The organism is [Ruminococcus] torques ATCC 27756 (genome assembly GCF_000153925.1).
In the GTDB taxonomy this organism is placed as follows: Bacteria; Bacillota; Clostridia; order Lachnospirales; family Lachnospiraceae; genus Mediterraneibacter; species Mediterraneibacter torques.
Genome location: NZ_DS264345.1, coordinates 634,646 through 647,574 on the forward strand (window position 1 = coordinate 634,646; position 12,929 = coordinate 647,574).

10 protein-coding genes are annotated in these 12,929 nt (G+C 45.4%); 1 reads left to right on the plus strand and 9 read right to left on the minus strand.

Annotation, left to right across the window (positions count from 1 at the left end; translation table 11 throughout):
- From rlmN to RUMTOR_RS04280, 6 genes are all read right to left on the minus strand, one after another.
- Positions 1-1,068 (minus strand): dual-specificity RNA methyltransferase RlmN, encoded by a 1,068-nt coding sequence (gene rlmN, locus RUMTOR_RS04255; RefSeq protein WP_004845894.1) that lies wholly within the window; start codon positions 1,066-1,068, stop codon positions 1-3.
- Between the two features lie 70 nt (positions 1,069-1,138).
- Entirely contained in the window at positions 1,139-2,509 is a 1,371-nt protein-coding gene (gene rsmB / locus RUMTOR_RS04260) for a 16S rRNA (cytosine(967)-C(5))-methyltransferase RsmB (RefSeq protein WP_004845895.1), read from the minus strand.
- The gene (gene fmt / locus RUMTOR_RS04265; protein WP_004845896.1) at positions 2,509-3,501 is read right to left on the minus strand and encodes a methionyl-tRNA formyltransferase; all 993 of its coding nucleotides are present in this window, start codon (positions 3,499-3,501) and stop codon (positions 2,509-2,511) included. The genes rsmB and fmt overlap by 1 nt, the downstream gene beginning before the upstream one ends.
- A complete protein-coding gene (gene def, locus RUMTOR_RS04270; protein ID WP_004845897.1) occupies positions 3,498-3,998 on the minus strand; it encodes a peptide deformylase in 501 nt (166 codons plus the stop codon). The genes fmt and def overlap by 4 nt, the downstream gene beginning before the upstream one ends.
- A 21-nt stretch (positions 3,999-4,019) precedes the next feature.
- Positions 4,020-6,239, minus strand: a complete 2,220-nt coding sequence (priA, locus tag RUMTOR_RS04275) for a replication restart helicase PriA (protein WP_044997947.1) — start codon at positions 6,237-6,239, stop codon at positions 4,020-4,022.
- Between the two features lie 20 nt (positions 6,240-6,259).
- Positions 6,260-7,726 carry a UDP-N-acetylmuramoyl-L-alanyl-D-glutamate--2,6-diaminopimelate ligase gene (locus tag RUMTOR_RS04280; protein WP_004845899.1) on the minus strand — a complete coding sequence of 489 codons (1,467 nt, stop codon included), beginning with the start codon at positions 7,724-7,726 and terminating at the stop codon, positions 6,260-6,262.
- Between the two features lie 288 nt (positions 7,727-8,014).
- Here RUMTOR_RS04280 and RUMTOR_RS04285 point away from each other — a divergent pair, with 288 nt between their 5' ends.
- On the plus strand, positions 8,015-9,406 hold the full coding sequence (locus RUMTOR_RS04285) for an alanine/glycine:cation symporter family protein (RefSeq protein ID WP_004845900.1): 1,392 nt from the start codon (positions 8,015-8,017) through the stop codon (positions 9,404-9,406).
- Between the two features lie 80 nt (positions 9,407-9,486).
- On the opposite strand, the gene RUMTOR_RS04290 is transcribed toward RUMTOR_RS04285, so the two are convergent.
- The 3 genes from RUMTOR_RS04290 to RUMTOR_RS04300 all read right to left on the minus strand — a co-directional run bounded on the left by RUMTOR_RS04290 (position 9,487) and on the right by RUMTOR_RS04300 (position 12,886).
- Positions 9,487-11,376 carry a dockerin type I domain-containing protein gene (locus RUMTOR_RS04290; protein ID WP_004845901.1) on the minus strand — a complete coding sequence of 630 codons (1,890 nt, stop codon included), beginning with the start codon at positions 11,374-11,376 and terminating at the stop codon, positions 9,487-9,489.
- Between the two features lie 201 nt (positions 11,377-11,577).
- Positions 11,578-12,246, minus strand: coding sequence for an HAD family hydrolase (locus RUMTOR_RS04295; protein WP_009243386.1), 669 nt, complete (start codon positions 12,244-12,246; stop codon positions 11,578-11,580).
- Entirely contained in the window at positions 12,239-12,886 is a 648-nt protein-coding gene (locus RUMTOR_RS04300) for a xanthine phosphoribosyltransferase (RefSeq protein WP_004845903.1), read from the minus strand. Before RUMTOR_RS04300 ends, RUMTOR_RS04295 begins: the two co-directional genes overlap by 8 nt.
- Between the last annotated feature and the right edge of the window lie 43 nt (positions 12,887-12,929).

The window sequence follows — 12,929 nt, forward strand, 5'->3', positions numbered from 1 at the left end:
TTAATTCTCATTCATTGTCTCTTCCTCGTAGCGCCGTCTAAGCTGACCGCACGCCCCGTCGATATCCGAGCCCATTTCTCTTCTTATAGTAACATTAATTCCGCTTTTTTCAAGTTTATTTTTGAAATTCAAAGCACTTTTGCGGCTTGGACGCTGAAAAGAACGCTCCTTTACCGGATTTACCGGAATCAGGTTCAGATGACAGTTACGCGGCGCGAGAAGCTCGGAAAGCTCCTTTGCATCCTCGTCCGTATCGTTCACCTCATGTACAAGACTATACTCAAACGTCACTCTGCGTCCTGTCTTTTTAAAATAAGTATCGCAGGCGGAAAGTACCTCGCCTAATTCGTACTTATTTGCGACAGGCATCAGTTTCCTTCTCTTTTCCTGCGTAGATCCGTGAAGAGAAAGCGCCAGTGTGATCTGCAGACGTTCCTCTGCCAGTTCCAGTATTTTCGGTACGATCCCGCATGTAGAAACAGTCACATTCCGCTGACTGATATTCAGTCCGTGTTCATCTGTCAGTATGTGAATGAATTTCAGAAAATTATTATAATTATCAAGCGGCTCTCCTGTTCCCATGATAACGACGTTGGAAACCCTCTCTCCGATAATTTTCTGGATCTGGTAGATCTGACCGAGCATTTCGGATGCAGACAGATTCCGTTTTAATCCCCCGATCGTCGAAGCGCAGAATACACATCCCATGCGGCATCCCGCCTGCGAGGAAATACATACCGAATTACCGTGCTTATACCGCATAAGAACGCTTTCCACCATGTTTCCGTCATACAGACGGAACAAAAACTTGTTCGTTCCGTCCAGTTTCGACTGCTGCCGCTCTGCCATCTGTACCGGAAAGATATCATATTCTTCCGCAAGCTTTTCCCGAAGTTTCACAGACAGGTTCGTCATCTCGTCGAAACGATCTGCAAGCTTCACATGCAGCCATTCATATATCTGTTTTGCCCGAAACGGTTTTTCTCCGAGACGTTCCAGCTCTTTTTGTAATTCTTCATATTCATATGCCCGAATATCTTTCTTCATTCTCATACTTTCCTTTTTCATTTTTCGTATCCTGCCATTTCACCCTTTTGCGCGTCCTGCCATTTCATCCTTTTTCGGCGTTCCGGCATTTTCAGACTTCTTTTTTTCGCAATCGCGCAATAAAAAATCCGTCGCTTTTATGAACTCCCGGAAGAAGCTGGATACAGCCGTTCTCTGTCACGCTTTCCCTCAATTCAAGGCAAAGATCTTCCCTTATATCGTCTGCGTAAAATTCAGGAAATTCTTTCAAAAACCAATGTACGTTTTCGATATTTTCTTTCGGGTTCACAGTACACGTACTGTACAGAAGTTCTCCTCCCGGCTTCACATAAGAAGCCGCGCAGGAAAGGATTTTTCGCTGAAGCTTTACGAGACTTACGATTCCTTCCGGCGACGCTTTATATTTCAGATCTGTTTTCTTCCCAAGCACTCCCAGACCGGAACAAGGCAGATCGGCGATCACAATATCCGCTTTACCCGCTGATTTTTCATCATACACAGACGCATCCTGACAAACCGCGGTTACATTGCAAAGTCCCATACGTTCTATATTTTCCTCGATCAAAGACACTTTATATTCTGTCAGATCACGGGCTTCCACATGACCGGAACATCCGGCTTGACCTTCCATCAAAATGCGTTCCGCCACATCAAGCGCCTTTCCGCCCGGCGCCGCACACAGATCGATCACCTGCGCTCCCGCCTGCACATGCGCCAGTTCTCCTACAAGCATCGAACTGATATCCTGCACGACGAACAGACCTTCCCGAAATGTTTCCAGAGACTCTAAATAATCATATTTTGAAATGAGAAGCGCATCCTTTAAATACGGATGATTTTCCACTAAAACATGTTCTTCCTCAAGCCGCTTTTTCAGCTGCTCCATCGTAATCCGGCTTCTGCAGCGTCTGATCGTTGTCGGCTTTTCTGTCTGGAAATCTTTCAGCATCGTTTCGATCAAAGAAAGATCATACGTTTCTTTCCATAATCGGATGATCCATTCCGGACAGGAATATCGTACCGAAAGCCGTTTGATCGGATCTGACGGATACTCCACCTCATCGATTCCTTTGACAACACTTCTCAGCACGCCGTTGACATAGCCTCTCAGACCGGAAAACCCTTTCTTCACTGCCAGTTTTACCGATTCACTGCAAACTGCATGATCGGGAATACTGTCCATATATTTTATCTGATAGACCGCGCTTCTTAAAATTGCCCGAATTAACGGCTTCATCTTTTTTACTTTTACTTTGGAGAAACAATCCAGAATATAATCGATCTCTGTCATATGTTCCAGCGTTCCTTCCGTAACGCGGGTGATAAATGCTCTTTCCCTTTTCTCAAGATATTGATATTTTGTCAAAACTTCTCTTAATACAATATGACTGTATCTGCCGTTTTCCGTTACTTCCATAAGGATTGCGGCTACGATTTCTCTTTCATTGATCGCCTTTGCCATTATTCTCTCCCAAACACCATTCCTTCTTCCACTTTATATCCGCGCAGAAACGAGCCTGTATCCATTCGTTTCTTGCCGGGCATCTGTACTTCTAAAATACGAAGCACGCCGTCTCCCGTCTGTATGCAAAACGAATCTTTTGCTACGGACACTACCGTTCCCGGCATGGCGTTCTTCCCGGTTTTCTGCGCTGTATGTTCCTCGCTTCCCAGTTCGGTTTGCTCTGCACATTCTTCCTGTGGCTTTGCCAACGCTTTCCATATCTTCATCACTTTTCCGTCCCGGTGTGTATATGCGCTTGGCCATGAATTCAATCCACGCACGAGACGCTCGATCTGCACTGCCGATTTCGCCCAGTCGATATTGCCAAGATCTTTCGTGAGCATTTTCGCATAAGCAGTCGGGCTTTCCGGCTGCTTTTCAAACACTGCTGTTTTATTTTCTATTGCATGCAATGTTTTTACGCAGAGAGCGGCGCCTGCTTCTGCCAGTTTGTCATGAAGCGACTCTCCTGTCTCGTCTTCTGCGATCGGGATCTCGGTCTTTAAAATCATATCTCCTGTATCAAGTCCTTCATCCATCTGCATCGTTGTAACGCCCGTCACGCTCTCTCCTTCTATGATCGCCCACTGGATCGGTGCAGCCCCACGATATTTCGGAAGAAGAGATGCATGGACATTAATACATCCGTAAGGCGTCATCTCAAGAATCTCCTTCGGAAGGATCTGACCGAAAGCAACAACGACCATCACGTCGGCATTGTATTTTCTCAATTCTTCCACACACTCAGGATCGCGCACTCTTTTCGGCTGATACACCAAAATCCCATGCTTAACCGCCGCTTCCTTTACAGGCGTAAACTGCATTTCTTTTCCTCTGCCTTTTGGCTTATCAGGCTGTGTGACGGCGAGACACACATCATGCCCCGCTTCCACAAGCGCTTCCAGTGTTCCGACCGAAAAATCGGGTGTTCCCATAAATATGATTCTCATTCTTCCCCTCCTTGCGCATCGTCTTGATCTTCTTCATCATAAGACACTTCATGAAGTCCGTCTTCTGCCAGTTCAACATACAGTTTTCCGTCCAAATGATCAAGTTCATGGCAAAACGCCCTTGCAAGCAAGCCTTCGCCTTCCATTTCGAACTCGTTCATATTTTCATCAAACGCCCGCACTTTTACACGGTCCGGTCTTGTAACGATTCCGAATTTTCCCGGTACGCTTAGACATCCTTCTTCTCCTGTCTGTTCGCCTGAAGATTCGATGATCTGCGGATTGATCAAAACAATCGGACCTTCCCCTACATCGATCACTACGATTCTTTTCAAAACGCCGACCTGCGGAGCCGCAAGACCGACACCGTTGCTTTCATACATTGTCTCAAGCATATCTCCGATCAGTATTTTCGTGCGAAGCGTCATCTTCGGCACTGCTTTACACTGTTTTTCTAATATATCGTCTCCTATTTCTCTAATTACTCTGATTGCCATTTTTCTCCTTCTTTCTATCCGCTACATCGGATTAAAATCAAATTGTATTCTCATTTTATCAAATCCCGAATTAATCTCAATATATTTTTCCGTCCGGTCTTTCAGCACGACAAGATCATGATAGTCCGCGGTTTTTACATAGATCACTTTCCGATAAACATCGTTGATCTTTTCGATCCCCGGACTTGCCGGGCCGATCACGGACGCTTCGATATCCTTCTTCGCTTTTATCATATATTCTTTCAAATAACGGCAGCCTGTTTCCAATAACGCCTCATCGGCGCTTGATATAAACACTGCCAGAAGATTTTCTGCCGGGGGATACCCCATCATCGTTCTGTATCGGATCTCTTCCTCATAGAACGCCTCATAATCCTGCGCCGCAGACGTTGCGATCGCATAATGATCGGGACTGTATGTCTGAATCACCGCTTCTCCTTTTTTATCTCCGCGCCCCGCTCTTCCGACCGCCTGAGTCAAAAGCTGGAACGTTCTCTCGCCCGATCTGTAATCATCTGTATACAACGACATATCCGCAGCCAGAATTCCGACTAATGTTACATTTGGGAAATCATGACCTTTTACGATCATCTGCGTACCGACAAGTACGTCCGCCTCTTCATTTGCAAATGCAGACAGTATTTTCTCATGGGAATCTTTCTGTCGTGTCGTATCCATATCCATCCGCAGCACTCTTGCCTGCGGAAATACCGTCTTCACAATCTCTTCGATCTGCTGTGTTCCCGCCCTGAATTCTCCGATATGGTCCGAGCCGCATTCAGGACATATTTTCACATGCGTCTGTTCGTATCCGCAGTAATGACATCTCATCTTTCCGTCCCGATGGACCGAAAGCGACACATCGCAATGCGGACACTTTATAACATGCCCGCATTCCCGGCACGAAACAAACCCGGAATACCCTCGCCGGTTCAAAAAAAGCATCGTCTGTTCTTTCTTTTCAAGCCGCTCTTTCATCAGTCTTTGCAGTTGTTCGCTGAGTATCGAACGATTTCCGTTCTTCAATTCTTTCCGCATATCCACCGTATAAACCTCTGCCGGATCCTGCATTTTAGAACGGTTCTTCATTTCCATCAGAACATACTCGCCGTTTTTTGCCCGATACATGGCTTCCATCGACGGAGTCGCGCTTCCCAGAACAACGCTCGCGCCTTCTGTCTGCGCTCTTCTTAGCGCCGTTTCCCGCGCGTGATACCTCGGCGTCTGTTCACTTTTATAAGTCGGCTCATGTTCTTCATCGATCACGATCAGTCCCAGATTCGGAAAAGGAGTAAAAAGCGCCGATCTCGGTCCGATCATCACATCCACTTCCCCGGCTTTCGCCCTCATCATCTGATCATATCGTTCTCCTGCGGACAGCCGGGAATTCATAACAGATACCCGGTCTTTAAATCTTCTGTAAAATCTCATCACAGTCTGGTAAGTTAACGCGATCTCGGGAATCAGAACGATTGCCTGCTTCCCCTTATCTACAACAGACTGTATCATTTCCATATAAACTTCTGTTTTTCCGCTGCCCGTAACTCCATGGAGCAAATATGTTTTTCGGATTCCGTTTTCATAATCCTTACAGAAACGCATAATCGCACGTTTCTGCTCCTGCGTATAAATAATCTCCTTCTTTTGAATATTTTCCGCATGAACCGGATTACGATACACCTGCTCTGATTCTACGGCGAGAACATGCTGTTCTTCCAACGCGCGTATCACCGTGGCAGTAATATTAAGCTTCTTTCTGACAAGTTCATAATCTAAAAGCGGATCGTCAAGAAGCGCCGCCATCAGACGCGCCCTCGCTTTCTGATTCTTTTCCAGATAATAATGAAGCTGTTTTTCCCCCGTCTCCCGGTCGATCAGCAGTCTGAGCCGCTTTTTCACCTTTATATTTTCTTTTTCTTTGATAGGAAGAACCGTTTTCAAAGACTGCAGCATCGTTCCGCCATAATTCGACTTCATCCATGCCGCCAGCGCGATCAGCTTCGCCTCGATTTCCACGCCGCTTCGCGATATATCAGCGATCTCTTTCACTTTTGAAATATCATAATCACATGTCTTTGACAATGCGGTTACATATCCTTTTGTCTTACGGTTTCCTTTTCCGAAAGGTACGACCACCGCCATCCCCGCTTCCACTTCATGTTCCAGCCGCTCGGGGATCCGGTATTGAAAGATCTTATCCAGTTTTTCATGTTGAATATCTATGATTACATCCGCAAACAATCTCTGTCCCCTTGTCTTTCCTAATTTTCCCTGATTTCCTCAAGTACCTCTGCGATCAGCGTTCTTTCATCCATCGGGTATTTGACTCCTTTGATCTCCTGATAATCTTCATGACCTTTTCCGGCCAATACGATCACATCTCCCGACTGACCATGTTCGATGGCATATTTGATCGCTTCTTTTCTGTCGCAGATCTCCACATATGCCCCGTCAGTCTTTGCGATTCCGACTTTGATATCATTGATAATCTCCTGTGGTTCTTCAAAACGCGGATTATCCGAAGTAATGATCGTAAGATCCGCCAGACGTCCCGACACTTCGCCCATCTCATATCTTCTGTCTTTTGAACGGTTTCCGCCACATCCGAACACACATACAAGACGTTTCGGTTCATATTCTTTCAGTGTTGTCAGCAGGCTCTCCAGACTCATCGCATTATGTGCATAATCGATCATCAGCGTAAAATCATCCGATACTTTTATCATCTCAATACGCCCTTTGACATGCGCTGTTTTAAGCGCTTCTGTTATTTTCTCAGACGGAACACCGAAATGACGGCACACCGCGATCGCAGTCAGCGAATTATACACGCTGAATTTTCCGGGGATATCGATCTCCACATCAAAATCAGCCTTCCCCGCCACATGATACGAAACGCCTAAATATCCCGGCTTCGATACGAGATTTACATTCTCCGCTCTCAGATCCGCTTTCGGCGAAAAACCGAAAGTTTCCACTTTACATGTCGCGCCGCGGAAAATATCTGCATAATAAGGATCGTCTATATTGGCAATGCCAAGTTTGCACTGTTGAAACAGCATTGCTTTGCACCGTTTATAATCTTCAAAGTCTTTATGTTCATTCGGACCGATATGATCTTTTCCGAGATTCGTAAAAATACCGATCTCAAACGGAATTCCCGCCGTTCTGTGAAGCATAAGTCCCTGAGAGGAAACTTCCATAACAACACTGTCGCAGCCTTCTTCAACCATCTGTGCAAAGTACTGCTGGATCGTAAACGATTCCGGCGTCGTATTTGCCGCAGGGATCTTCCGATCTCCGATGATCGCTTCGATCGTACCGATAAGTCCTACTTTATGTCCGACACCTTCTAAGATAGACCGGATCAGATATGTTGTCGTCGTCTTTCCTTTCGTTCCGGTAATTCCGATCACTTTCAGCTTCTCTGCCGGATATCCGAAATACGCCGCAGACATCAGCGCCAGCGCATATCTCGTATTTTCCGCTTTGATCACCGTCACCCCTTTCGGTGCCTCGATATCCCGTTCTGCTATAATCGCCGCCGCGCCTTTTTTTGCCACATCCGAAACATATTGATGCCCGTCAAAAACCGCTCCGCTGATACAGACAAAAACAGATCCGCTTTCTACTTTTCTCGAGTCATTGGCAAGCGTTGTCACTTCTGTTTCGACACTGCCTTGAACAACCTCATATTCTAACCGTTCTAATAATTTGCTTAATTTCATACTCAGCCCTCCCGATTTTATTTTCCTTTTGAAAATCGACCTTTTGACACCTTTATAGAATAACACAAGAAGCGTTTTGTTGCAAAACAAACGTTTTTACTATATAATTAACCGGTATGTATGCATTTTCGGTGACATCAGTCCCGCTTTGTCGTTCTCACACCGAAATGTATCTAAACTGTCTGCATTCGCAGTACGCGATCGTCAATCATATAAGCGATATTGACACAGCAAACATGACTTTAGGAAAGAGAGGGAAAACTATTGTTCACAGATTTTATTACAAACATGATCAACTCGCTGAGCGAGCTGCTCTACAGCCACATTTTGATCATACTGCTTCTCGGAGCGGGAATCTTCTTTACGATCAAAACAAAATTCGTACAGATCCGTATGTTTATCGAATCTCTCCGCGTTGTCGCACAGCCGGGCAGCGATAAGAACGGACTTTCTTCCTTTCAGGCTCTTATGGTATCAACCGCTTCCAGAGTCGGAACAGGAAACATCGCCGGAATCTCAACAGCGATCTGTCTTGGCGGATCAGGCGCAGTGTTCTGGATGTGGCTTACGGCTATTCTCGGAAGCGCATCTGCATTTATCGAAAGTACGCTTGCTCAAATTTACAAACACAAAGCAAAGGACGGAAGTTCTTACGGAGGACCTGCATATTATATTCAGGCCGCTTTGAAGAAGCGTTGGATCGGCGTCCTTTTCGCAGTTGTTTTGATCCTGACTTATATGGGCGGATTCAACCTTGTAGCTTCATTTAATATTGCGGATTCCTTCCGTGTCTATTCTTTCTTCAATCCGGAATGGACTCCGCTCATTGTCGGAGCGATCCTTGCGGTTGTATTTGCTTTGGCTGTATTCGGAGGAAGTAAAAAGATCTCACAGATTACGGAAGTGCTTGTTCCGGTTATGGGTATCTTTTACCTTGCAGTTTCTTTATTCATCATCCTGAAACATTATCGGCTTGTTCCTGTAATGTTCACAAGCATTTTCAATAATGCATTTGACGTACAGGCCATCTTCGGAGGGTTTGCCGGATCCTGCGTTATGCACGGTATCAAAAGAGGACTGTTCTCCAACGAAGCCGGTGTCGGTTCTGCTCCGAATGCAGCGGCAAGCGCGGCAGTTTCCCATCCGGTAAAACAAGGACTTGTGCAGATGCTTTCTGTATTCATCGACACTATCCTGATCTGCTCCGCAACAGCGTTCATGCTTCTTTGTTCCGGCGTAGAGCCGACTTCTAAATTGGCAGGAATGCCGTGGGTTCAGGCAGCGGCTTCCAGCTCGCTTGGCGGTTTCGGTACGATCTTTATTACGATCGCACTTTGCCTGTTTGCCTTTACAACGCTGATCGGAAACTTCTACTATGCGGAAATGGGGCTGAAATTCCTCTGCGGCAGAAAACCGCCGAAAGCAGTGATCAATACATTTCGTATTATCGCCGCCGCCATCGTACTTGCAGGCGCGACAATGGAATTCAGCATCGTATGGAACACAGCGGACGTACTGATGGGATTGATGGCTTTAATCAACCTTCCTGTCATCCTCATCTTATGCAAACCGGCAATTCAGGCTATGAACGACTATACAAAGCAGAAAAAAGCCGGAAAAGATCCAGTCTTTAAAGCTGCCGATATCCAGTTAAAAGACAAAACAGATTTTTGGAATTAAAGAGAAACCGGGACAGTCGATCTGACTTTCCCGGTTTTTGAATATTGAACACTTTTTATTTATATCGTTGTTTTCTTATTTTATAACTCTGTTATTTTCTTGCATACATATCTTAAGATCTTTCTCAAGTCTTCGATCGTTACTTTTTCGTCTCCTGTCACATCTCCGGCTTTCATCTGTGTTTCCGTCAAATTGGTCTTTTTACAGATATATCTCAACGCAGTGCGGACGTCTCCGACATCGACTTTACTGTTGGCATCCACATCGCCTCTGATATAGTCCTGCGGCTGAGTCATCTCATCGATTTTTGCAAGAAGTGTTTCACACTTTGTTTTTACTTCTGCAAGAATTGTCTTCTCTTCTTCCGCTGCATTTTCAACTGCTGTTACCGCGTCTTTCAATGTGTTTTGCACTAACGCTCTGTCTGTAACCTTTACTGTGTCCACAGACAGATGCGAGATCCTTTTCTGAAGGTCGGAACAAGGATTGATCGTTATTTTGCAGCTTGTACTGTTTCCTCTGCGATCCTCTGCTATGATCGTGTACTCTTTCTTCCGATTATTTTGATTATCTGCGGAAAGAGAAATTTCCGTTCCTGCTTCTTGTTTCCCGTTTACAGTCACAGATGCAAGATCGTTGTCAGCGTCTCTTACCGTTATCTTTTGTGTAGCGTAATAATTTCCACCGTTTTCCACTCCCTCAATAACCGGAGCTGTCCCCTTCGGCTCTTCATACTCTGCTGAAGCGATCTTCAAAACAGAGTTATCTCCTGTTCCATACAAATCTTTCGTCCGTCCGTCATAGGCAAAAGTAATAGCATCATCATAATAAACAGTATTAAATACATAACCGTTTTCAACGCTTCCGTTGTTCTTATCCCATGCCATGAACAGTCCGCCGCGCTCTCCCGCTGTCCCGTCATCGCTGTTCGTCACATCCACAAGATAATTTCCGTCTCCGATCGTCACGATATTCCACATATGCGGTCCTTCTCCCGTACCGCCTCTCATCATGCCGGTTACGCTGCAGCAATTATATCCCGGATCAAGAAAATCGCTCATATCGCATAAATACTGAAATGCTTTTGCATATCCCTCGCATACAACATTCGTACTTTCATCTCCGTCAAATACATAGATCATCTGCCACGGATCTCCGTAAGCGACACCCGGTTTCACAGCATCATAATTATACGATGTCAGATCACAGATTTCTTCTTTATAAGATTCCATCTTCTCATAATCTTTTTCGGCTTTATGCTTCTCTATGATTTTTCGCGCATTCTCCGCCGCCGAACTGGCTGCCCCTGTCTTCTTGCTGTCAACCGTACACTTCGTCTTGTATTGCTGTTCGATTTCCGGTCCCGCATAAGCATCCGCAGCCGGGAAATTTATATCAATCTCCACAACTTCCCGTCCCGAAATTCTGCCGTTAAACCATGTGGACGCCGTTTTATTATACCAGTACAAATCATACGGACAGTCCGCAAGAAGCGCCGCAATCACTTTACTTAAACTAAATCCTTTAAATGCGCCGCCTTCATATGTAATCCCCTGCCCCGCAACGGAAAGCGTAAATTTCGTAGATACATACTGTCCTGACGGTTCGCTTCCGTCCGCCGCTTTTCCGTCCGCGATATTAGCGGCTATTTTTTTCAGTTCATTATATACATATTTGTCCGCTCCGGTTAAAACATTCTGCCCGATATTGCCGTAAACTGCAGGCGTACGATAGCTTTCGCTCTCTTCACCGTAAAATGTCTGTTCTACATACTGAGCAAACAACTCCTCGTTTCCGGGAACTTGATCCGCTCTCGGAATGATGCTCTCTCCTTGAATCTGAGCAACTTTACTATCTACTGTAAGTTCCTCTGCCTGAACTGTTTCCGTCATTCCTGCCGCCATCGGCGATGTCACAAGCATTGCCGATGCAAGAACAAGACTGACCCCGCCTCGTACTTCCTTTTTCATTTTCCGCCTCCATAAACTTCTTCCATCTTTTTCCGTCTGCCTGTAAAACACTTTACATGATTATGCAATTTTATCACAAATTCAGTTCACTTAAAAGATGATCGACACATCATTTTATTTTTTGTACATTATTTAAACATTTCTTTTGTTTTCATAATTTTTTCAAGAAACTTTTCTCCGGCTTATGTGCAATATAACGAATCATCCCCATATCATCTCTATCACCCGCTCAAGATCTTCCGCTTGTTTCCATAGGAATTGTTTTACTTCTTCCGGAGGCTGCACAAGATCGGGAACAACGATCACGCGCATACCTGCCGCATGTGCCGATATTGCTCCTGAAGGCGCGTCTTCCAAAGCGACCGCATCTTCCGGCTCAATCCCGATACTTTTACACGCTTTCAGATAAATCTCCGGCGAAGGCTTTCCTTCCTTCACTGTATCCCCGAACACTTTGCCGTCAAAATAATCGTACAATCCCGCTCTTTTCAAAGACTGCTCTGCGTGTATCTGCCGCGAAGACGTTGCAAGTCCGATCATACATCCATGACTTTTTGCGGCATTCAGCAATTCCGGAGCGCCTTTTTTCACCGCTATTCCTTCTTTATCCGCAATCTTATAATAATATTCCCGTGTCATTTGCGCAAATCGATCCATCGGAAAATCCAAATCAACGTTCGTCTTGAAATATTCTGTCCGCCTCTTCAAGTTAAATCCGACTGTATTATAGATGTGATCTCCGAAGTTTTCATATCCAAGTTCTTTTCCCGCATAATCCCAAGACCGTTTTACAACTTTTTCCGAGTCAAGAAGAAGTCCGTCCATGTCAAAAACCAGCCCCTTCACAGAGACCGGTTTTTTCTTAATCAAGAGTCGCACTCCTGCACTGTTCACATTTTTCTGCGGGCTGCTCCGCCTCTTTTTGCTCTTCCTGGCTGCGAAACGTCACCGTTCCCGCCGCAGCATCCATTCCGTCAACGATTGCCAGAGACTCAAGCTGAAAACCGAGGTTGCGGATGATCCTTCCTCCCGACTGAAAGCCTTTTTCAATCGCGATCCCGATTCCTTCTACTGTCGCGCCTGCGGACTGAACGATCTGGATCAATCCCTGAAGAGCGCATCCGTTCGCAAGAAAATCATCGATAATAAGAACATGATCTTCCGGCGTCAGGAATTTTTGAGATACGATCACATGATTTCTGCATTTGTGTGTAAATGACTCCACTTCCGCTACATACATTTCTCCGTCAAGATTGATACTCTGCGATTTCTTTGCAAACACAACCGGCACATCAAAATGCTGTGCCGCCACGCAGGCAATACCGATCCCCGACGCTTCGATCGTTAAAATTTTATTAATCGGCTTTTTCGCAAAACGTCTCTTAAATTCAGCCCCCATCTGATCCAACAGCTTAATGTCCATCTGATGATTCAGGAAGCTGTCTACTTTCAATACGTTTCCTTCTTTCACAACCCCGTCTTTTACAATGCGTTCTTCTAAAAAATTCATCTTCTGCTCCTCTCGTTTTCCTGCCTGTGCAGATTATTTTTCC